We start from the raw sequence: 20,435 nt of genomic DNA, 5'->3' as shown, positions 1-20,435 counted from the left end.
GAGGCTGCACTGCATGTCAAGACCCCAGCCCTGGCGCACCGCCAGGGCTGTTGCTGATCGCGACCTGGACAAGCCTGTAGGCGTGAAGTGCGCCCGGGCAGTCGTCACAGTGCAAAAGCCGGTCGCTACAGAGCGTTTCCCGGGCCATCGGGGCCACGTAAGGTGGCCAGCACGGCGCGACAAGACGCCGCTCAGAACAACAAGCCACCTGCCGGAAGAGATCCTCTGATGAAAACACCGTTCAAGCGTTGTTTCCTGGTCCTCTGCGCCAGCGCACTGCTGAGTGCCTCCACCTGGGCCGCCGAGCCCGCGTCCTGCAAGACCGTGCGCATGGGAGTGGTCAACTGGACCGATGTGATCGCCACCAGCGCCGTGGCCGATGTCCTGCTCACCGGGCTGGGCTATGACAGCAAGCAGACCAGCGCGGTGCAGCAGATCATTTTTGCCGGCATTCGCGACCAGCGCCTGGACATCTTCCTCGGCTACTGGAAGCCCGCCATGGACCAGAACATCGCGCCCTTCCTCGAGGCCGGGCAGGTCAAGGTCATGGACCGGCCCAGCCTCACGGACGCCCAGGCGACCCTGGCGGTGCCGGATTACGTGGCCCAGGCGGGGCTGAAAACCTTCGCCGACATTGCCCGTTTCAAGGACCAGCTGGGGGGCAAGATCTACGGCATCGAGCCCGGCAGCGGCGCCAACACCACGATCAAGACCATGATCGACACCGACCATTTCGGCCTCAAGGGCTTCAAGCTGATCGAATCCGGCGAGGCCGGGATGCTGGCGGCGGTGCAGCGGGCGATCAATCGCAAGGAATTCGTGGTGTTCGTCGGCTGGACCCCGCACCCGATGAACATCAACATGGCCATCACCTACCTCACCGGCAGCGAGGACGTGTACGGCCCCAACGAGGGGGCGGCCACGGTGTCCACGGTCACCGCGCCGAACTACGCCGAGCGTTGCCCCAACGTGTATCGGCTGCTGCAGAACCTGAGCTTCAGCGCGGCCCAGGAAAGCCAGCTGATGGTGCCGATCATGCAGCGCAAGACGCCCCAGGACGTGGCCCGACAGTGGCTGCGCGAGCATCCCGAAGACCTGCAGCGCTGGCTGACGGGGGTGAGCACCTTCGACGGCGGCGATGGTGTGGCGGCGGTCAAAGCCCACCTGTAACCGCCTGTCGCAGCAGCCGGCTTGCCGGCGAAGGCCGCCTCACGCAGCTCTTCGCCAGCAAGCCGGCGCCTACCCCCAGCGAGGCTATCCATGAGCCATTACCCGCTTTCCGCCGAGCTGACGGCCTTCGTCCGGCGCACCCTGAGCTACACCAGCGCGGACAACAGCCTCAAAGGCCTGCGCGACAGCTATGAACGCATGTGCCGGGACTTCACCCCGCCCCGTCCCCCCGGGCTGGCCGTGCATGACCTGCAACTGGCAAAGGTGCCGCTGCGGGCCTATCACCCGGACCGCCCGGCCCCCGCGTCCGGCTGGCCCTGGCTGCTGTACCTGCACGGCGGCGGCTGGGTGCTGGGCAGCCTGGACTCCCACGATTTCATCTGCGCCGCACTGGCCGACGAACTGGACATACTGGTGATCGCCGTGGACTACCGACGGGCTCCGGAACATCCGTTCCCGGCGGCTTTCGACGATTGCCTGGGGATCTGGCGCGCCCTGGAGCAGGGCCTGAGCCCGCTGCCCCTGGACAGCCGGCGACGGCTGGTGATGGGCGACAGCGCCGGGGGCAATCTGGCCGCGGCCCTGTGCCTGGCCCTGCGCGACGCCGCCGAACCCTTGCCCGCCGCCCAGGTGCTGGTCTACCCCGGACTGGGTGGCGCGGCCGACCTGCCCTCGCGCAGCCAGTACGCCGATGCCCCGCTGCTCAGCAGCAGCGACCTGGACTGTTTCCAGGCCCTGTACCTGCCCGGCCGGCCACAGCGCTCGGCCTATGCCCGGCCGCTGCTGGCGGAGCAGTTCAGCGGCCTGCCGCCGGCCTTCATCGCCCTGGCGCAGTTCGACCCGCTGCGCGACGACGGCGAATGCTATCACCGGCACCTGCTCGGGGCCGGGGTCGCCAGCCAGCTGTACCCCGGCCTCGGGCTGGTGCACGGTTGCCTGCGCGCCAGGGGCCTGGCCGCCGAAGTCGACGCGCTCTACAGTGCCCTGTTGCGCTACCTGCAGCAGCACCTGGAGCGTCCCTGAGAGCGACCGTTGGTCAGCCATCCACGGCCGCACGGGGTATTTCCTGTCTTGGCACCCTTGACGGCGAACGGCATTTTGCGGTTTCCTGAAACCGGTTTCAGCCTGATCTCCGGAAAGACTGCAAACCGATAATTCCAAGAATAAGGTCCGCGCCCGTGAATCCGTTTTCCGCCGCCCAGCGCAATCGCGTCACCATGCTCGATGTCGCCCGTCATGCCGGGGTCTCCAAGGCCAGCGTGTCGCGCTTCATCGGCGACGACCGCGCCCTGCTGTCCACCGCCACCGCCTTGCGCATCGAGCAAGCCATCAACGACCTGGGCTACCGCCCGAACCAGATGGCCCGCGGCCTCAAGCGCGGGCGCACGCGGCTGATCGGCATGCTGGTGGCGGATATCCGCAACCCCTATTCGATTGCCGTGATGCACGGTGTGGAAACCGCCTGCCGCCAGCATGGCTACAGCCTGGTGGTGTGCAACACCGACCGTGACGACGAACAGGAAGCCCGGCACCTGGCCAACCTGCGGGCCTACAACATCGAAGGCCTGATCGTGAACACCCTGGGCCACCACCTGGAGCAGTTGCTGGAATTGCAGCAGGAAATGCCCCTGGTGCTGGTGGACCGCAAGCTCGACCCCCTGCACGCCGATCTGGTGGGCCTGGACAATCCGGCGGCGGTGCACAGCGCCATCGAGCACCTGGAACACCAGGGCTACCGCGACCTGCTGCTGGTCAGCGAACCCCATGACGGCACCAGCTCACGGCTCGAACGCAGCGCCGCGTTCCAGGCCGAGATCGCCCGGCGCCCGGCCTTGCGCGGCCAGTCGCTGGAGACCGGCGAGGCCCTGGCCCGCCACCTGAAGGACTTTCTCGACACGCCCGGGCCCGGGCCCAAGGCGCTGTTCTGCGCCAACGGCGTGGCGACCCTGGCGGCGACCCGCGCCCTGCGCGAACTGCAGTGCCCGCTGTTCGAGGGCATCGGCCTGATCGCCCTCGACGACCTGGACTGGTACCCCCTGGTGGGCAGCGGCATCACCGCCCTGGCCCAGCCCACCGCCGCCATCGGCGCCAGCGCCTTCGACTGCCTGCTCAAGCGTCTGCGGGGCGACGATGCCGCGCCGCGGGTGATGGATTTTCCGACGCAATTGATCGTGCGCGGCTCCACCGTGTTGTAACGGTGGTGGCACGCGCCACAAGACTTTTTTCGAACAAAAATGAAACCGGTTTCAGAGGTCAGGAACATGCAGCGATCCCCCGTTTCCATCAGTCTGTCCAGCTACGGCGCGGACCTTGTGCGCGAGCACGGTCAGGCGCATTTCATCCCCCTGGTGGCCGCCGCCGGCGCGTCCTGCATTGAATGGCGCGAAGAGCTGCTGAGCGGCGAAAACCCCGCGCAGCTGGCCCAAGGCGCCGAGCAACATGGCCTGGAAAGCGTGTTTTCCTCACCCCTGGAGCTGTGGCAGGCCGAGCGCCGCGCGCCCAACCTCGAACTCGCCGCCGCCTTGCAGCGGGCCCGGGCGTTCGGCGCCCGCGACCTCAAGGTGTCCCTCGGTCACTTCAGCGAGCATCACGACCTGCACAGCCTCGCCAGCCTGCTGGCGGATCAGCCGGTGCGGCTGTTGGTGGAGAACGACCAGACCGGGCACGGTGGCCGCATCGAACCCTTCCAGCGCTTTTTCAGCGCCGTGGAGGCGCTGAACCTGCCGCTGCGCATGACCTTCGATATCGGCAACTGGCAATGGCAAGCGCAGTCGGCGCTCGACGCCGCGCGCCTGCTGGGCCGCCACGTGGCCTATGTGCACTGCAAGGCCGTGCGCCTGCGAACCGATGGCAAGCGGGTGGCCGTAGCGCCGGACGCCCCGGAGCTGCAGCAGTGGGAACACCTGCTGCGGCACATGACCCAAGGTATTACCCGGGCCGTGGAATACCCGCTGCAAGGCGCCGACCTGCTGCAGGTCAGCGCCCTGCAGGTCAACCTGCTGGCCGGCCTCGGTCAGTCGCGACTGGAGCCTGCCCATGTCTGAGATCGATATCCTGTCCTTCGGTGAAACCATGGCGATGTTCGTCGCCGAACACAGCGGCGATCTGGCCCGGGTCGAGCACTTTCACAAGCGCATCGCCGGGGCCGACAGCAACGTCGCCATCGGCCTGTCGCGCCTGGGCTTCAAGGTGGCCTGGCTGAGCCGGGTCGGCAATGACTCCCTGGGACGCTTCGTGCTCGACACCCTCGAAGCCGAGGGCCTGGACTGCCGCTTCGTGCGCCGCGACCCGCTGCACCCTACCGGCTTTCAGCTCAAGTCCCGGGAAGACACCGGCGACGACCCGCGGGTCGAGTACTTCCGCCGAGGTTCAGCGGCCAGCCACCTGAGCCTCGACGACCTGGCCCCGGCCCTGCTCCAGGCCCGTCACCTGCACGCCACCGGCATTCCCCCGGCCCTCTCGGACTCGGCCCGGGAGCTGTCCGGCCACCTGATGCAGACCCAGCGCGCCAGCGGCCGCAGCGTGTCGTTCGATCCCAATCTGCGTCCCGGCCTGTGGGCCAGCGAAGCGCTGATGATCCGTGAGATCAACCGCCTCGCGGCCCTGGCCCACTGGGTGCTGCCGGGCCTCGGCGAGGGTCGCCTGCTCACCGGCCGTGACGACCCGGCGGACATTGCCGCGTTCTACCTGGACCAGGGCGCCGAAGCCGTGGTGATCAAGCTCGGCGCCCATGGCGCCTACTACCGCACCCACCTGGACGCCGGCTTCGTCGACGGCGTGCCGGTGCCCCAGGTGGTGGACACCGTCGGCGCCGGCGATGCCTTCGCCGTGGGCCTGATCAGCGCCCTGCTGGAAAGCCGCAGCGTGATCGAAGCGGTGCAGCGCGCCAACTGGGTCGGCAGCCGCGCGATACAGAGCCGGGGCGACATGGAAGGCCTGCCCCGACGCCACGAACTGCCGGACCAGGCAGCGCCCCTGAAAACCGCCTGCGCCCTGTAGGAGCTGGCTTGCCAGCGAAGGGGCCCGCCAGGGCGATGCAAGGCTCGAGGGCCTTTTCGCCGGCAAGCCGGCTCCTGCACAACAGCAGTGCGCATGCGAACAAAAAACCAGAACCACCTGTTGCGACAAAAACAACAAGCTCAGGAGAACTTTCATGGACAGCCTCAAACTCGCCGCCCGCCGCTGGTGGTACATCATGCCGATTGTCTTCATCACCTACAGCCTGGCCTACCTGGACCGCGCCAACTATGGCTTCGCCGCCGCCTCCGGGATGGCCAACGACCTGCAGATCACCCCGGGGCTGTCCTCGCTCCTGGGGGCGCTGTTCTTCCTCGGCTATTTCTTCTTCCAGGTGCCGGGGGCGATCTACGCGCAAAAACGCAGCGTGAAGAAGCTGATCTTCGTCAGCCTGATCCTCTGGGGCGGCCTGGCCACCCTCACCGGGATCGTGTCCAACGCCTACATGCTGATCGCCATCCGCTTCATGCTCGGGGTGGTGGAAGCGGCGGTGATGCCGGCGATGCTGGTGTACCTGTGCCACTGGTTCACCCGGGCCGAACGTTCCCGGGCCAATACCTTCCTGATCCTCGGCAACCCGGTGACCATGCTCTGGATGTCGGTGGTCTCGGGCTATCTGGTGGAGCACTTCAGCTGGCGCTGGATGTTCATCGTCGAAGGCTTGCCGGCGGTGCTCTGGGCCTTTATCTGGTGGCGCCTGGCCGATGACCGGCCCAGCCAGGCCCAGTGGCTCAGCCCCCAGGAGAAGCAGGACCTGGAAAGCGCCCTGGCCGCCGAACAGCAAGGCATCAAGGCAGTGAAGAATTACGCCGAAGCCTTCCGCTCGCCCAAGGTGATCATCCTCGCCCTGCAGTTTTTCTGCTGGAGCATCGGGGTCTACGGTTTCGTCCTGTGGCTGCCGTCGATCCTCAAGCACGGCGCGCAAATGGACATGGTCGAAGCCGGCTGGCTCTCGGCCCTGCCCTACCTGGCGGCGGTGATCGCCATGCTTGCGGTGTCCTGGGGTTCGGACCGGACCCAGAAGCGCAAGCGCTTCGTCTGGCCGCCGCTGCTGGTGGCCGCCATCGCCTTCTACGCCTCCTACCTGCTGGGTGCCGAGCACTTCTGGTGGTCCTACGGCCTGCTGGTGATCGCCGGAGCCTGCATGTACGCGCCCTATGGGCCGTTCTTCGCCATCGTTCCGGAGATTCTCCCGGCCAACGTGGCCGGCGGCGCCATGGCCCTGATCAACAGCATGGGGGCCCTGGGCTCCTTCGGCGGCTCCTACCTGGTGGGCTACCTGAACAGCGCCACCGGCTCCCCCGGTGCCTCCTACCTGCTGATGAGCGGCGCGCTGCTGCTCTCGGTGCTGCTGACCCTGCTGCTGACGCCCGGCGCCGGAGCGCCTCGGGCCAAGGGCCTGCCCCTGCCGCGCCGCCTGGCCCACTCCTGAACTGCCACAGAGAACCGTCATGAAAAAACACCTGGTGCTGTACAAGAAACTCTCGCCGTCGCTGATGGCGCGCCTGCAGGAACAGACCGAGGTCACCCTGATCGAGGACCTGGGCCCCAACGGCCTCAAGGCTCTGCGCCAGGCCCTGCCCAGCGCCGACGGGCTGCTGGGGGCCAGCCTGCGCCTGGACGCCGAACTGCTGGACCTGGCACCGCGCCTGCAGGCGGTGGCCAGTGTCTCGGTGGGGGTCGACAACTACGACATCGACTACCTGACCCAACGCGGGATCCTGCTCAGCAACACCCCGGACGTGCTCACCGAAACCACCGCCGACACCGGCTTCGCGCTGATCCTGGCCACCGCCCGGCGGGTGGTGGAACTGGCCAACCTGGTGCGCGCCGGGCAATGGAAGCGCAACATCGGTCCGCTGCATTTCGGCAGCGACGTGCACGGCAAGACCCTGGGCATCATCGGCATGGGCCGCATTGGCGAGGCGTTGGCCCAGCGCGGGCATTTCGGCTTCGGCATGCCGCTGATCTACCACAGCAACCGCCCCAAGCCGGCGGTGGAACAACGCTTCAATGCCCGCTACCGGAGCCTGGAGCAACTGCTGCAAGAGGCCGACTTCATCTGCCTGACCCTGCCCTTGACCGAGAAGACCCAGGGGCTGATCGGCCGCCGCGAACTGGCGCTGATGCGCCCGGAGAGCATCTTCATCAATATTTCCCGAGGCAAGGTGGTGGACGAAGCGGCGCTGATCGAAGCCTTGCAGGCCCGGCGGATCCGCGGCGCCGGGCTGGACGTGTTCGAGCGCGAACCGCTGGACCCGGACTCACCGCTGCTGCAACTGCCCAACGTGGTGGCCACCCCGCACATGGGCTCGGCCACCCACGAAACCCGCGAAGCCATGGCCCGCTGCGCCGTGGACAACCTGCTGGCGGCCCTGTCCGGCCAGCGCCCGCCCAACCTGGTCAATAGCGCCGCGTGGAGCCTCGGGACACGACAGACCGGTTAAGGAATTGCCCCCACCACGCCCCTCGCGACCGTAGGAGCTGGCTTGCTGGCGAAGGCGCTCACCAGGGCGATGCAAGACCTGATGGCCGCTTCGCCGGCAAGCCGGCTCCTACGAAAATATCGTGCAGTGCCAGGGCGGCCGTAGGAGCTGGCTTGCCAGCGAAGGCGCTCGCCAGGGCGATGCAAGACCTGATGGCCGCTTCGCCGGCAAGCCGGCTCCTACGAAAATATCGTGCAGTGCCAGGGCGGCCGTAGGAGCTGGCTTGCCAGCGAAGACGCTCACCAGGGCGATGCAAGACCTGATGGCCGCTTCGCCGGCAAGCCGGCTCCTACGAAAATATCGTGCAGTGCCAGGGCGGCCGTACGAGCTGGCTTGCCAGCGAAGGCGCTCACCAGGGCGATGCAAGACCTGATGGCCGCTTCGCCGGCAAGCCGGCTCCTACGAAAATATCGTGCAGTGCCAGGGCGACCGCAGGAGCTGGCTTGCCAGCGAAGGCGCTCGCCAGGGCGATGCAAGACCTGATGGCCGCTTCGCCGGCAAGCCGGCTCCTGCAAGAGGCGACGCGGTACGTCTGGCGCCTAGGGGTGGCGGGTGGGGGGACGGCGTTCGAGGAGTTCGCCGGTGCAGCGGGCAATGCGCCGGCAGGCTTCGGCCAGGCGCTCGCAGTCCAGCACCAGGCCGATGCGGATGTGCCCCGCGGCGCTGGGGCCGAAGGCTTCGCCGGCCAGCACCGAGACGCCATGGCCCTCCAGCAGGCAGTCGGCGAAGGATTGGGCGTCCAGCCCGGTGCTGCGCACGTCCACCATGACGAACATGCCGCCGTCCGGGCGGATCGGCGCCAGGCCCGGGCACTGGCTCAGCAGCGAACACACCAGGTCCCGGCGCCGCCGGTACTCTTCGCGCATCTGCGCCACCTCCGGCAGGTCGCGGTCCAGGGCCACCACCGCGGCGTTCTGCACAAAATCCGGCAGGCCATAGAGCATGCACAGGGACAGGTTGCTCAGGTGCCCGGCCAGGGTCGGCGGAGCAATCACCCAGCCCACCCGCCAACCGCTCATGGCGTGGGACTTGGACAGGCTGTTGATGGTGGCGGTGCGCTCGCCCATGCGCGGCAGGCTGCCCGGACTGAAGTGCCGGCCCTCGTACAGCAGGTCACAATAGACCTCATCGGAAATCAGCCACAGATCGTGGGCAAGGCACAGCCGCGCCAGGGCTTGCCAGTCGTCCAGGGACAGGCTGGCGCCCGAGGGGTTGTTGGGACTGTTGAGCAGCATGGCCCGGGTACGCGGGGTGATCCGCGCCGCCACTTCCCGCGGATCGACGCGAAACCCCTGCTCGGCGCGCACCGGCACCGGCACGATGCGGGCTGCGCAGGCACCGAACACGCCTTCGTAGGTGACGTACATGGGCTCGGCCACCAGCACCTCGTCCCCGGGATTGAGCAAGCACTGGGCCACGGAGAACACCGCGCATTGCGCCCCGGGCAGCACCACCACGTGTTCGGCGTCGACGATCTGCCCGCTGCGCCGATGGTGATGCCGGGCAATGCAGCTGCGCAGCGCCAGATTGCCGCGCACGTCCGAATAGTGAGTGTCCCCGGCCAGCAGGCTGTCGATCGCCGCCTGGACCACGGGCCTGGGGGTGTCGAAGTCCGGGTCGCCGATGGTCAGCAGCAACACGTCCCTGCCCTGCTCGCGCAAAGCCAGGGCCCGGTAATGGATGTTCCAGGCCGCGGAACCTTCACCGGCGATCCGTTGGGTCAGGGCTGAGTAGCGCATCGTTTTCTCCATGAAAGATGCCTCAGGCAAAACCCTAGGTGCTGCCGGGCCGCTCGTCGAGCGCCCGGACCCACCGTTCGTGCCCCTAGATCACGAAACGCCCGACCATGGTGTTGAGGTCCACCGCCAGGCGCGACAGCTCGTGGCTGGCGGCGCTGGTCTGGTCGGCGCCGGCCGCCGACTGGGTGGCCAGGTCACGGATGTTGACCAGATTGCGGTCCACTTCACGGGACACCTGGGCCTGCTCTTCCGAGGCGCTGGCGATCACCAGGTTGCGCTCGTTGATCTGATGGATGGACTGGGCGATCTGCTCCAGAGACTCGCCGGCGGCACGGGCCAGTTGCAGGGTGCTCTGGGTGCGCTGGTTGCTCTGCTGCATGGACTCCACGGCTTCGCCGGTGCCGTTCTGGATGCCGGCCACCATCTTCTCGATTTCCTGGGTCGACTGGGCGGTGCGATGGGCCAGGGCCCGCACCTCGTCGGCCACCACGGCAAAGCCGCGCCCGGCCTCGCCGGCCCGGGCCGCCTCGATGGCGGCGTTGAGCGCCAGCAGGTTGGTCTGCTCGGCGATGGCGCGGATCACGTCCAGCACCTTGCCGATGTCCCGTCCCTGGGCCGCCAGCCCTTCGATCATCAGCGAAGTGCTCTGCACGTCCTGGGCCATGGTCTGGATCGCCTCGACGGTCTGCACCACCCGGTCGCGGCCATCGCGGGCAGCCTGGGTCGATTGCTGGGAGGCCTCGGAAGTGGACACCGCGTTGCGCGCCACCTCCTCCACCGCCGCGGTCATTTCGTTGACCGCGGTGGCCGCTTGTTCGATCTCGGTGTTCTGCTGCTGCACCCCGCGGGAGGCTTCTTCGGTAACCGCGCTGAGTTCTTCCGAGGCCGAGGCCAGCTGGGTTGCCGAACCGGCGATCTGTTCGATGGTCCGGCGCAGGCTGGCCTGCATCTCGGACAAGGCGCGCAGCAGTCGCGCCGGTTCGTCCTTGCCGTCGACCTCGATGACCTGACGCAGGTTGCCACCGGCAATGACCTCGGCGGCGTTCAGCGCCTTGTTCAGGGGGGTGACGATGCTGCGGGTCAGCAACAGCGCCAGGACGATGGTCAGCACGGCGGCGATCACCGCGACGATGACGATCCCGGTAATGGCCCCGCTGTAGTGCTCGCCGGCGGCCTGGGAGGCGCTCCTGGCTCCGGCGGCGTTGATTGCGATGAGCTTGTTCAGCTGCTCGCCCATCTGGTCGGTGCCGTCCTTGATCCGGGTGTTGATCAGGTTGCGCAGCTCATCCAGCTTGTCCTGGCGCGACAGTTCGATCATTTCCTTCTGCGCCTGCAGGTAGTTCTCCAGGGTCAGGGCGAAGGCCTTGTAGAGGTCCGCCTCCTCCCCAACCATGGGCAGCGCCGCATAACCGGACTGGGCCTGCCGGACCTTGTCCACCAGCACACCGATGCGCGTCTGGGCTTCGGCCAGCCCCGCCGGGTCGCGGTTGACCAGCACCCGGAACGAGAGAATCCGCAGGCGCAGCACGTTCTCCGTGAGGTTGCCGAGAAAGCCGACGCTGGGCAGCTGGTTGCTTTCCATGTCGATCGACGCTTCGCGGATGATCGACATGCGATTGACTGCAAACCCCCCCAGCACCACGACCAGCAGGGCAATGAAGGCAAAACCGAGAAAAGCACGAGGGGCGATATTCAGGTTACGCAGAGACATAGGGCGACTCTCGAAGGAGAACGGGGCGGCGGGCATCCATGCCATTGACCGTCAGGCGCATCAGGGGCTGCACCGACGAGGGACACCACGGAACCAAGGCTCGTGGGCCTATAGGAGATATCGGCCGAACTTGAGCTTTTATATGGCTGATTCGCAAAAATATTTCTGAATATGACAAGTGTTTCAGGCCTGATACAACGCGATTCGAAGTGAATCGATAAAGCGGCAAAATGCCAGTATCCGGCGCCGGCCACCTGCCGCCCCCGGCGCCATGGAAAGTGCAAGTCATTCGCCGGAAAAGCCATTTTTTCAGCGCCGGCGCCTGCCCATCATGGGCCCAGTCCATAAAAACAACGCAGAGACTGGATATGAAACCTGAAGACTTTCGTGCCGCAACCGACCGCCCGCTGACCGGTGCCGAATACCTGGCCAGCCTGCGCGACGACCGTGAAATCTACATCTATGGCGACCGGGTCAAGGACGTCACCACCCACCCGGCCTTCCGCAATTCGGCGGCCTCCATGGCCCGCCTGTACGACGCCCTGCACGACCCGGCCACCCGGGAGCAACTGTGCTGGGACACCGACACCGGCAACGGCGGCTACACCCATAAATTTTTCCGCTCGGCGAAAAGCCCCGACGAACTGCGCCAGCAGCGCGACGCCATCGCCGACTGGTCGCGCCTGACCTACGGCTGGATGGGCCGCAGCCCCGACTACAAGGCCGCCTTCGGCAGCGCCCTGGGGGCCAACCCGGAGTTCTACGGGCGCTTCGCGGACAACGCCCGCACCTGGTACAAGCGCATCCAGGAAGCCTGCCTCTACCTCAACCACGCCATCGTCAACCCGCCCATCGACCGCGACAAACCGGTGGATCAGGTCAAGGACGTGTTCATCTCGGTGGACGAGGAAGTCGACGGCGGGATCATCGTCAGCGGCGCCAAGGTGGTGGCCACCAACTCGGCCCTGACCCACTACAACTTCGTCGGCCAGGGCTCGGCCCAGCTGCTGGGGGACAACACCGACTTCGCCCTGATGTTCATCGCCCCGATGAACACCCGCGGCATGAAGCTGATCTGCCGCCCGTCCTACGAACTCCAGGCCGGCATGACCGGTTCGCCCTTCGATTACCCGCTGTCCAGCCGCTTCGACGAGAACGACGCGATCCTGATCATGGACAAGGTGTTCATCCCCTGGGAAAACGTGCTGATCTACCGCGACTTCGAGCGCTGCCGCCAGTGGTTCCCGCAAGGCGGTTTCGGTCGGCTGTTCCCCATGCAGGGCTGCACCCGGCTGGCGGTCAAGCTGGACTTCATCACCGGGCTGCTGGTCAAGGCCCTGCAATGCACCGGCTCCCTGGAGTTTCGCGGGGTCCAGGCGCAAGTGGGCGAAGTGGTGGCCTGGCGCAACCTGTTCTGGTCGCTGACCGACGCCATGCACGGCAACGCCAGCGAATGGATGAACGGCGTCTACCTGCCCAGCACCCAGGCCCTGCAGGCCTACCGGGTACTGGCGCCCCAGGCCTACACCGACATCAAGAAGATCATCGAGCAGGTGGTGGCCAGCGGCCTGATCTACCTGCCCTCCGGCTCCCGCGACCTCAAGGACCCGCTGCTCAACCAGTACCTCGGCACCTACTGCCGGGGTTCCGGCGGCATGGGCCACGAAGAGCGGATCAAGATCCTCAAACTGCTCTGGGACGCCATCGGCACCGAGTTCGGCGGGCGCCACGAGCTGTACGAGATCAACTACGCCGGCAGCCAGGACGAGATCCGCATGCAGTGCCTGCGCCACGCCCAGGCCAGCGGTTCGATGAAGGCCATGACCGACCTGGTGGACAAGTGCCTGGGGGACTACGACCTCGACGGCTGGACCGTGCCGCACCTGAGCAACCCCGACGACATCAACATGCTCGACCGCATCCGCCAATAGCCGCGAGGCCGGCGTGTGTAGGAGCTGGCTTGCCAGCGAAAGCGCCCGCCAGAGCACCACAAGGCTCAGCGCCCTCTTCGCCGGCGAGCCGGCTCCTACCGAAAAGGCCAATGTCCACCTGTTGTCGTAGGAGCTGGCTCGCCAGCGAAGACGCCCGCCAGAGCACCACAAGCCCCAGGCCCGCTTCGCCGGCAAGCCGGCTCCTACAGCTTGAGCCCGCCGTCAGCCCCGCGTTGGCAGCCAGACGTCCGGCCGCCCTGCGCCCACGAGGAATTCGTCATGTCTGTACTCGATCCCAAGCAACTCGCCTTTCGCAACGCCATGGCGCACATGACCGCAGCGGTCAACGTCATCACCAGCAACGGCCCCGCCGGCCGCTGCGGCATCACCGCCACCGCGGTCTGCTCGGTCACCGACAGCCCGCCGACCCTGATGGTCTGCGTCAACCGCACCAGTGCCCTGAACCCGGTGTTCAAGGGCAACGGCCAGCTGTGCGTCAACGTCCTTAGCGGCGAACACGAAGACGTGGCCCGGCATTTTGCCGGCATGACCGGGGTGGCCATGGACCAGCGCTTTGGCCTGCACCCCTGGCGCGACGGCCTGCAAGCCCTGCCGGTGCTGGATGGCGCCCTGGCCAGCCTCCAGGGGCGCATCACCGAGGTCCAGGAAATCGGCACCCATTCGGTGATGCTGGTGGAGCTGGATGAAATCAGCGTGCGCGAACAGGGCGATTCGCTGGTGTACTTCAGCCGCTGCTTCCACCGCCTGCAGCACCCCTGCCCGGCCGCCTGATCGCCCCGCTGCAGCGGCTAGGACCCAGGGCAATCCGGCTGGTGCAGGCCGAAGCACACACCTTGGGGGTCGTGACACAGGCAGAACCGCCCGAAGCCCGGCTCAGGGGGGCTGATGTCCCCCGCGCGGCCCCCCAGGGCCAGAACCCGGGCGACGCTATCCGTCATGTCGCTGACCCGGAAGTACAGGACCATGCGCGACTGCGGATCGTCGCCGTGCACCCCGACCCGCACCGAGGGCGCCTGCAACCAGGCGTCCTGCGTGGCTCCCATCGGTTGCGGCGACCAGCCGAACAGCCCCTGGAAAAACACCCGTGACTGCGGGCCATCGACCACACCTATTTCCACATGAGAAAGGCTACCGGACATACATCCTCCACGTTCAAGAGACAGAGCCGTCACTGTCCGCCGCAACGGCTTCGTGAGTCTTGAACAAAACTGACCGGACCACTCAATTCTCCCGGCCTTCGAGCAAGGATGCCGGTTTGCCGGGAATATCGGCCCAGCCGCCCCGGGCATAGGCGCCCGGGGAACAGCCGGCGAAGGCCTGGAACTCCCGGGTGAAGTGGCTCTGGTCGCTGTAGCCGCACAGCACCGCCACCTGCACCAGCTCCGGCGCCGGGCGCGCTTCCAGCAACTGCTGGGCGCGGGCAAAACGAAGGTGCCGGGCGCAGGCCTTGGGCCCTTGTCCCAGATGGGCCTTGAAGCGACTGGCGAAGTGCCGGCCGCTGCAGCCGGCCTGCTGGCTCAGATCACGGATCGAGGTGCCGCCAGCGCTTCGCTGCAGTTGCTCCCAGGCCCGGCGCAGCCTCTCGGGCACCTCGCGGTGCGAGTTGCGCAAACGCTCGACAAGAAAGGTTTCGACTCGCTGCAATCGACTCGTCCAGCAAGGGGTTTCTTCCAGGGCCTCGACCAACAAGCCGACCGACGGGCCCCACAGTTCCGGCAAATCCAGCCAAGGGCTGGCGAGCACTTGGCCATCGCCCTGAAACAGGCGGTACGCGGCCCAGGGCGGCAGCTCCACCTCGATGCATGAATGCACACCGCTCTGCTCGACGATCAGCGGAGCGGCCGGGCGGCTGACCACGAACGCCTGGCAACGCTGCTCGCGCCCATTGGCGGCGAGCCCGTAGGGGGACGCCAGCCCGAGCACCAGTTTGACCTGGGGCTGCGCGATCTCAAGCCGTTGCACGGTGCCCGGCAGTGTCTCGCTGAAGCCGTACAAGCGCGCGCCCCAGGGCCGCAGCCTGAGGGCATCAAACCCGCTGACGCAGTGCGAAACGGGCAAGGGCTGCCTGGGCATCGAACTCACTCCCAATGCTGATCACGGATCGACCCGCCCAAGCATAAGCGAACAACGCCACTGGGCCATGGGCCACCTCCTGCATCTGTAGGATGGCGGCCGCCGCCCCAGCCATCGATACTCGTCCCAGGCCCTGCCCACGTCCCCCAGGCGTACGGTCCTCAACCACTTCCGTGACGAAAACAATAACAACGTCGCACAGAGGTACAGCCCCATGAACCGACCCGATCACGCTCCGGCCAGCCTGTTGCAGGCCTTCAGCGAGCTGACCCTGGACTTGCAGCAACTGGCGCAGAACAAGGACATCGAAAGCCTTCACTCCCATGCCCTGGCGCGCATCGGCAGACTCTTGCCCTTCGACAGCGCCTGGTGGGGGCGCGCCGCCCTGGTGGACGGCCTGCCGGATGAGCACAGCTGCTACCTGCACCGCCTGCCGCCGAGCTACCTGCCGGACTGGCAATCGATCCGCCACACCGATGTCACCGTGCGCCGGGTGCACGAAGTGCCGGGCCGGGCAGTGATCGTCGACATGGCCGACCCGGACAACGGCGCCGGCCTCAACTGGCTGGGCCGCCAGTACCACATCGGCGAACTGCTGTGCGTGGTGCACATCGACCCCCATACCCAGCTGAACAACCACCTGGCCCTGTACCGCGCCCCGGGAGCGACGCGCTTCAACCAGGACGACTGCCAGCTGCTGAACAACCTGATGCTGCATCTGGTGGCGGCGGTGTCGGCCAATCAGATCCGCACCCTGGTGGCGATGCGCGAAAGGCTCAGTCGCCCGCGCAACCTGGCCCTGGCGGTGTGCGACCAGCGCGGCGTGCTGCAGTGCGCCGAACGGGGGTTTGTCGACCTGCTGCTCAATGAATGGCCGCGGTGGAACGGTCCGCAACTGCCCATGGCTTTGGACAGCAACGGCTTCGAGGGCAAGCGCCTGCAGATCGACTGCTCGGCCGTGGGCGACCTTTACCTGCTGGCGGCCCGCAGCCGCGCCCTGCTGCCCAAGCTCAGCCCCCGGGAAAACGCCGTCGCCCAATGCTTCGGCGACGGCAAGACCTACAAGGAAGTGGCCCGGGACCTGGGCATGTCGCCCAACACCGTGCGCCATCACATCCGCGCCATCTACAGCAAGCTCGGAGTCAAGGACAAGGCACGCATCGCCCAGTTGCTCCACGCCCCGCCCGACTGATCCAGACCGCTGATCCGCACTGACTGGCGCCGTCGTGTTTGACGGCCACGGGCAGCCTTTGCCTGTTTTTTGCCCCACTGCCGCGTGCCGGCGAGCCATTCGCCGAATAACAACACCGACAAGAGACGCACCGCCCATGACAAGGATTCCGACCCGTATCGCCCTGGCCCTGGCTGGCTCCCTGGCCAGCCTGTCGCTCAACGCCGCGGACCTCAACGCCCGCGACTTCTTCGCCGCCCCCCCGGGCACCAGCCTCGGCGTGCTGTACCTGCCCGCCACCCGCGCCGGCGATTTCCACGGCCCGGCCGACAGCAGCGGCAAGGCCGATCTGCGGATCAACGCCATGGCCTACCGCCAGGTGTTCTTCAGCGACCTGTGCGGCACCCTGTGCACCCCACAGTTCATCGTGCCCTTCGCCGACATCAGCGCCCGCCTGCCCGGCGCCGAGCGCCGCAGCGGCGAAAGCGGCTTCGGCGATCCCCAGGTCGGCGGCACGCTGTTCTTCATCAACCAGCCGCAAACCCGCACCTACAGCGGCCTGCTGACCCTGGTCACGCTGCCCCTGGGCGAGTACCACGGGCGCAACCCGGACGTGTCACCCGGGGCCAACCGCTGGGGCGCGACCTTTGTCTACAACTACACCCAGGGCCTGGGGGAAAAATGGGTGCTGGAAGCCAACCTCGAAGCCCAGCTCTATGGCAGCAACAACGATTATTTCGGCAGCGACCTCAAGCAGGACCCGCTCTATCGCCTGCAGGCCTTCGCCTCCTACGACTTCACCCCCGCTACCTACGGCGCCCTGCGCCTGATCCACGCCGACGGCGGCGAACTGCGGATCAACGACCGGCGCATCGACGACACCCACAAGCGCTACACCCAGGTCGGCTTCGAGCTCGGGCACTGGCTGGACAAGCAGAACCAGCTGCTGTTCAGCCTCTCGCAAAACGTCGCCACCGAGAACGGCTTTGCCGGCACCGATGCCTTGCTGCGCCTGGTCCACGTGTTCTGAACCCCTTGCCTGCGGAGCCTGTCCATGACCACCCGGAACCCCACCTTGAGCGTCACCTCACACCTCAGCCACCCGCCTCTGGGCCTGCTGGCGGCCATCGTGCTGTTCGCCGCCATCACCCCCGCGGTGCTGTTGACGGCCCCGGCCATTGCCGCGCAACTGGCCAGCCAATGGCAACTGAGTCCGACCCGGATCGGCGACCTGTTTTCCGCCGAGCTGGGGGCCATGAGCCTTGCCACGCTGCCGGCCATCTGGTGGCTGAAACACATCGACTGGCGACGGGCGGCGTTGTGCAGCGCCCTGCTGTTCATCGTCGCCAACCTGCTGTCGATGCTGGCCCACGACTACTCACTGTTGCTGATGGCGCGCTTGTGCAGCGCCCTGGCCGGCGGCTCGCTGATGATCATCTGCCTGGCCAGCGCCGCCGCCAGCCCCACGCCCAGCCGTGCCTACGGCTTCTGGGTAATGGGCCAGCTGGTGCTGGGGGCCATCGGCCTGAGCCTGCTGCCCATGCTCTTCCAACGCTTCGGCCTGGGCGCCTGCTACCTGATCCTGGCGCTGCTGATGACCCTGTGCCTGCCCCTGGTCCGCTGCTTTCCATCGGGAGCAGCGCGCCCTGACGCCGACGCGCCGCCGGCATCGGCGATCTCCCGATTCAAGGCGGGCCTGGGGATTCTCGGCATCCTCACCTTCTACATCAGCCTCAGCGGGGTCTGGACTTTCATCGGCGCCATCGGCAGCCAGTCCGGCCTCTCGGCCCAGACCAGCGGCGACATCCTGGCCATCGCCACCCTGATGGGCATCGTCGGGGCGCTGTGCGCCACCCTGTTCGGCGATCGCCTGCCGCGCAGCGCCCTGCTCCTGCTGGGCTACGGCCTGATGGCAGGCTCGGTGCTGCTGCTTCTGGACCAGCCGCAGCTGGCGCGTTTCGCCCTGGCGGCGCTGGTGTTCAAGTTCACCTGGACCTTCATCCTGCCGCTGATCCTGGCGCGCATGGCCGAGATGGACCGCAGCGGCCGGCTGATGAATGCCTCCAACCTGGTGATCAGCGCCGGTCTGGCCATAGGCCCGTCCCTGGCCGGGCGCCTGATCGAAAGCAGCGGCGGTTTCCAGGGACTGTTGCTGGGCGGCGCACTGATCACCCTGGCATCCCTGGCCCTGGTGCTCGGTTGCCGCCCTCCTCGCTAGCCACCCGCCAAGCGCCCCGGTCGGCAGCCGGGCTGCGCTGCCCCTTTCCCCTGAAAAATGGACATCACCATGACCTGCAAAACCGCGTTCTTCTTCGATGAACTCTGCCTGTGGCACAGCGGCGGCCCCCATGTGCTGACCCTGCCGGTGGGCGGCTGGGTGCAACCGCCGTCCGCCGCCGGACACGCCGAATCCCCGGAAACCAAGCGTCGCCTGAAAAGCCTGATGGACGTCTGCGGCCTGACCCGACAATTGCAGGTGCACAGCGCCCCACCTGCCAGCGAGGCGGACCTGCTGCGGGTCCACACTGCCGACTACCTGCAACGCTTCAAGGCCCTGAGCGATGCCGGCGGCGGCCAGTTGGGGGATGAAGCACCGGTGGGTCCGGGCAGCTATGAAATCGCCAAGCTGTCTGCCGGTCTGGCCCTGGCCGCGGTCGACGCCGTGCTCAGCGGCGCAGCCGACAATGCCTATGCCCTGTCGCGGCCACCGGGACACCACTGCAAAGCCGACCAGGCCATGGGGTTCTGCTTTCTGGCCAACATCGCCATCGCCATCGAAGCCGCCAAAGCCCGCCACGGCCTGGGCAAGGTGGCGGTCATCGACTGGGACGTGCACCACGGCAACGGCACCCAGTCGATCTTCGAGGAACGGGCCGACGTTCTGACCCTGTCCCTGCACCAGGATGGCTGCTTTCCACCGGGTTATGGCGGTGAACACGAGCGCGGACGCGGCGCCGGCCTGGGCTGCAACATCAATGTCCCGCTGCTGCCCGGTGGCGGCCATGACGCCTACCTGTACGCCATGCGGCAAATCGTGGTGCCGGCCCTGGAGCGCTTCGAACCCGAGCTGATCATCGTCGCCTGCGGCTACGACGCCAACGCCGTGGACCCGCTGGCGCGGATGCTGCTGCACAGTGATTCGTTCCGCGAGATGACCCAGTGCCTGCGCGACGCCGCCGAGCGCCTGTGCCATGGGCGCCTGGTGCTGGTGCACGAAGGCGGCTACTCCGAGGCCTACGTGCCTTTTTGCGGGCTGGCGACCCTAGAGGCGCTATCGGGCATCCGTACCGCGGTCCAGGACCCGATGCTGGAATTCGTGCGCCAGCAGCAGCCCAAACCGGACTTCGCGGCCTTTCAGCGCCAGCTGCTGGACCGCCAGGCCGCGGCCATAGTGGCCGCCACTCGCTGATCCGCCCCGCTCCCTTCCGGGGCTGATGTCCTGCGGCAAGACGCCGGGCATCAGCCACCGCCTGCCTTACCCTCCCTCCCAGCCTCCTTGCGCCCCAGGCCAAGGGTTGCCAGCAAAGCCCATTGAGCGGCGCCCCGGGACCGATGCCCGGCCGGCGCTTCTCGGCCTGCCGCCGCGGGCGCTGACCCGGCACATTCGCCCCGACAAAGGCCAAAGGTTTTCTATTCTCTCCTCAACCACCTGACCCGCAGGTCCGATTCCTCGCCGTTCCCCTAAAGAACAACCCTTGCGTGCCGCAGCAACGCGCCCTTGCCTTCGGGACGGGTGTGTCGCGCGCCGGGGCCTGTCCGTCTGCTTGCCCACCCTCCCCGGTTGCCAGGATTTGCCACTGATCGGGGGCTTGCCTATCCGCTGAGACAAAGGAGATGTCCATGGACCGCAAGACCAAGCATTACCTCGACGAGATCGACTTCTGGCAGCGGGCCCGCGCCCGCCTGTTGCAGCACGCGGCCCAATGGCGCGAGCCTCCCCCTGGCCCGGGGCAAGCCGCCGTGCTCGATGCCGCCAAGGAACCGCTGGACGATCTGTTGCAGCGCTGCGGCCTGGACGCACTGCGTCGCGACTCCGAACAGGCTGCGCCATCCCGGTACGGGGCCGGCGGGAGCACGCCGCCGACGGAACCGGCGGACTGAAGCCGCGTGGGCAGC

The 20,435-nt window shown here is 67.1% G+C and carries 18 protein-coding genes; 14 read left to right on the top strand and 4 right to left on the bottom strand.

Annotated elements, in window-relative coordinates; translation table 11 throughout:
• Positions 1 to 228: 228 nt before the first annotated feature.
• From L1O02_RS14215 to L1O02_RS14185, 7 genes are all read left to right on the top strand, one after another.
• Positions 229 to 1,170, top strand: a complete 942-nt coding sequence (locus L1O02_RS14215; RefSeq protein ID WP_129405589.1) for a choline ABC transporter substrate-binding protein — start codon at positions 229 to 231, stop codon at positions 1,168 to 1,170.
• A 90-nt stretch (positions 1,171 to 1,260) separates the two neighbouring features.
• Positions 1,261 to 2,193, top strand: a complete 933-nt coding sequence (locus tag L1O02_RS14210) for an alpha/beta hydrolase (protein WP_235760115.1) — start codon at positions 1,261 to 1,263, stop codon at positions 2,191 to 2,193.
• A gap of 155 nt (positions 2,194 to 2,348) precedes the next feature.
• Positions 2,349 to 3,365, top strand: a complete 1,017-nt coding sequence (locus L1O02_RS14205) for a LacI family DNA-binding transcriptional regulator (RefSeq protein ID WP_060843768.1) — start codon at positions 2,349 to 2,351, stop codon at positions 3,363 to 3,365.
• A 66-nt stretch (positions 3,366 to 3,431) separates the two neighbouring features.
• Positions 3,432 to 4,214, top strand: a complete 783-nt coding sequence (locus L1O02_RS14200; RefSeq protein ID WP_129405592.1) for a TIM barrel protein — start codon at positions 3,432 to 3,434, stop codon at positions 4,212 to 4,214.
• Positions 4,207 to 5,169 carry a sugar kinase gene (locus L1O02_RS14195; protein ID WP_060839558.1) on the top strand — a complete coding sequence of 321 codons (963 nt, stop codon included), beginning with the start codon at positions 4,207 to 4,209 and terminating at the stop codon, positions 5,167 to 5,169. The genes L1O02_RS14200 and L1O02_RS14195 overlap by 8 nt, the downstream gene beginning before the upstream one ends.
• Positions 5,170 to 5,323: 154 nt before the next feature.
• Positions 5,324 to 6,619 (top strand): MFS transporter, encoded by a 1,296-nt coding sequence (locus tag L1O02_RS14190; protein ID WP_060843771.1) that lies wholly within the window; start codon positions 5,324 to 5,326, stop codon positions 6,617 to 6,619.
• A gap of 19 nt (positions 6,620 to 6,638) precedes the next feature.
• The gene (locus L1O02_RS14185; protein WP_235760114.1) at positions 6,639 to 7,634 is read left to right on the top strand and encodes a D-glycerate dehydrogenase; all 996 of its coding nucleotides are present in this window, start codon (positions 6,639 to 6,641) and stop codon (positions 7,632 to 7,634) included.
• A gap of 578 nt (positions 7,635 to 8,212) precedes the next feature.
• Here the strand turns inward: L1O02_RS14185 and L1O02_RS14180 are convergent.
• Both L1O02_RS14180 and L1O02_RS14175 read right to left on the bottom strand, forming a co-directional pair.
• Positions 8,213 to 9,412 carry an aminotransferase class I/II-fold pyridoxal phosphate-dependent enzyme gene (locus L1O02_RS14180; protein WP_060839561.1) on the bottom strand — a complete coding sequence of 400 codons (1,200 nt, stop codon included), beginning with the start codon at positions 9,410 to 9,412 and terminating at the stop codon, positions 8,213 to 8,215.
• Positions 9,413 to 9,497: 85 nt separating this feature from the next.
• Positions 9,498 to 11,123, bottom strand: coding sequence for a methyl-accepting chemotaxis protein (locus L1O02_RS14175; RefSeq protein ID WP_235760113.1), 1,626 nt, complete (start codon positions 11,121 to 11,123; stop codon positions 9,498 to 9,500).
• Between the two features lie 368 nt (positions 11,124 to 11,491).
• Between L1O02_RS14175 and hpaB the strand changes: the two genes are divergently transcribed.
• Complete coding sequence (hpaB, locus tag L1O02_RS14170; protein ID WP_060843774.1) at positions 11,492 to 13,054, top strand: 4-hydroxyphenylacetate 3-monooxygenase, oxygenase component; 1,563 nt, start codon at positions 11,492 to 11,494, stop codon at positions 13,052 to 13,054.
• Positions 13,055 to 13,333: 279 nt separating this feature from the next.
• Positions 13,334 to 13,846 (top strand): 4-hydroxyphenylacetate 3-monooxygenase, reductase component, encoded by a 513-nt coding sequence (gene hpaC, locus L1O02_RS14165; protein ID WP_060839564.1) that lies wholly within the window; start codon positions 13,334 to 13,336, stop codon positions 13,844 to 13,846.
• A gap of 17 nt (positions 13,847 to 13,863) precedes the next feature.
• Here the strand turns inward: hpaC and L1O02_RS14160 are convergent, their stop codons facing one another.
• Both L1O02_RS14160 and L1O02_RS14155 read right to left on the bottom strand, forming a co-directional pair.
• Positions 13,864 to 14,214 carry a VOC family protein gene (locus L1O02_RS14160; protein ID WP_060839565.1) on the bottom strand — a complete coding sequence of 117 codons (351 nt, stop codon included), beginning with the start codon at positions 14,212 to 14,214 and terminating at the stop codon, positions 13,864 to 13,866.
• Positions 14,215 to 14,296: 82 nt separating this feature from the next.
• A complete protein-coding gene (locus tag L1O02_RS14155) occupies positions 14,297 to 15,148 on the bottom strand; it encodes an AraC family transcriptional regulator (protein ID WP_082729882.1) in 852 nt (283 codons plus the stop codon).
• Positions 15,149 to 15,362: 214 nt separating this feature from the next.
• Here L1O02_RS14155 and L1O02_RS14150 point away from each other — a divergent pair, with 214 nt between their 5' ends.
• From L1O02_RS14150 to L1O02_RS14130, 5 genes are all read left to right on the top strand, one after another.
• Positions 15,363 to 16,340, top strand: coding sequence for a helix-turn-helix transcriptional regulator (locus L1O02_RS14150; RefSeq protein ID WP_060839567.1), 978 nt, complete (start codon positions 15,363 to 15,365; stop codon positions 16,338 to 16,340).
• Between the two features lie 136 nt (positions 16,341 to 16,476).
• A complete protein-coding gene (locus tag L1O02_RS14145; protein ID WP_060843776.1) occupies positions 16,477 to 17,349 on the top strand; it encodes a transporter in 873 nt (290 codons plus the stop codon).
• 24 nt (positions 17,350 to 17,373) lie between these two features.
• The gene (locus tag L1O02_RS14140) at positions 17,374 to 18,537 is read left to right on the top strand and encodes an MFS transporter (protein WP_235760112.1); all 1,164 of its coding nucleotides are present in this window, start codon (positions 17,374 to 17,376) and stop codon (positions 18,535 to 18,537) included.
• Between the two features lie 69 nt (positions 18,538 to 18,606).
• Positions 18,607 to 19,728, top strand: coding sequence for a class II histone deacetylase (locus L1O02_RS14135; RefSeq protein ID WP_235760111.1), 1,122 nt, complete (start codon positions 18,607 to 18,609; stop codon positions 19,726 to 19,728).
• A 431-nt stretch (positions 19,729 to 20,159) separates the two neighbouring features.
• Positions 20,160 to 20,420: a hypothetical protein gene (locus tag L1O02_RS14130; RefSeq protein WP_235760110.1), complete on the top strand. Its 261-nt coding sequence runs from the start codon at positions 20,160 to 20,162 to the stop codon at positions 20,418 to 20,420.
• Positions 20,421 to 20,435: the final 15 nt, after the last annotated feature.

This window comes from Pseudomonas sp. BC42, from assembly GCF_021560055.1.
Taxonomy (GTDB): domain Bacteria; phylum Pseudomonadota; class Gammaproteobacteria; order Pseudomonadales; family Pseudomonadaceae; genus Aquipseudomonas.
The sequence above is the reverse complement of the archived record's forward strand: the minus strand, read 5'-3'. Positions and strand labels throughout refer to the sequence as shown.

Excerpts from the sequence above, each read along its gene's own strand:
- L1O02_RS14215 (WP_129405589.1), top strand. The coding sequence starts at position 229 with ATGAAAACACCGTTCAAGCGTTGTTTCCTGGTCCTCTGCGCCAGCGCA.
- L1O02_RS14210 (WP_235760115.1), top strand. The coding sequence starts at position 1,261 with ATGAGCCATTACCCGCTTTCCGCCGAGCTGACGGCCTTCGTCCGGCGC.
- L1O02_RS14200 (WP_129405592.1), top strand. The coding sequence starts at position 3,432 with ATGCAGCGATCCCCCGTTTCCATCAGTCTGTCCAGCTACGGCGCGGAC.
- L1O02_RS14195 (WP_060839558.1), top strand. The coding sequence starts at position 4,207 with ATGTCTGAGATCGATATCCTGTCCTTCGGTGAAACCATGGCGATGTTC.
- L1O02_RS14190 (WP_060843771.1), top strand. The coding sequence starts at position 5,324 with ATGGACAGCCTCAAACTCGCCGCCCGCCGCTGGTGGTACATCATGCCG.
- L1O02_RS14185 (WP_235760114.1), top strand. The coding sequence starts at position 6,639 with ATGAAAAAACACCTGGTGCTGTACAAGAAACTCTCGCCGTCGCTGATG.
- L1O02_RS14180 (WP_060839561.1), bottom strand. The coding sequence starts at position 9,412 with ATGCGCTACTCAGCCCTGACCCAACGGATCGCCGGTGAAGGTTCCGCG.
- L1O02_RS14175 (WP_235760113.1), bottom strand. The coding sequence starts at position 11,123 with ATGTCTCTGCGTAACCTGAATATCGCCCCTCGTGCTTTTCTCGGTTTT.
- hpaB (WP_060843774.1), top strand. The coding sequence starts at position 11,492 with ATGAAACCTGAAGACTTTCGTGCCGCAACCGACCGCCCGCTGACCGGT.
- hpaC (WP_060839564.1), top strand. The coding sequence starts at position 13,334 with ATGTCTGTACTCGATCCCAAGCAACTCGCCTTTCGCAACGCCATGGCG.
- L1O02_RS14160 (WP_060839565.1), bottom strand. The coding sequence starts at position 14,214 with ATGTCCGGTAGCCTTTCTCATGTGGAAATAGGTGTGGTCGATGGCCCG.
- L1O02_RS14155 (WP_082729882.1), bottom strand. The coding sequence starts at position 15,148 with ATGCCCAGGCAGCCCTTGCCCGTTTCGCACTGCGTCAGCGGGTTTGAT.
- L1O02_RS14150 (WP_060839567.1), top strand. The coding sequence starts at position 15,363 with ATGAACCGACCCGATCACGCTCCGGCCAGCCTGTTGCAGGCCTTCAGC.
- L1O02_RS14145 (WP_060843776.1), top strand. The coding sequence starts at position 16,477 with ATGACAAGGATTCCGACCCGTATCGCCCTGGCCCTGGCTGGCTCCCTG.
- L1O02_RS14140 (WP_235760112.1), top strand. The coding sequence starts at position 17,374 with ATGACCACCCGGAACCCCACCTTGAGCGTCACCTCACACCTCAGCCAC.
- L1O02_RS14135 (WP_235760111.1), top strand. The coding sequence starts at position 18,607 with ATGACCTGCAAAACCGCGTTCTTCTTCGATGAACTCTGCCTGTGGCAC.
- L1O02_RS14130 (WP_235760110.1), top strand. The coding sequence starts at position 20,160 with ATGGACCGCAAGACCAAGCATTACCTCGACGAGATCGACTTCTGGCAG.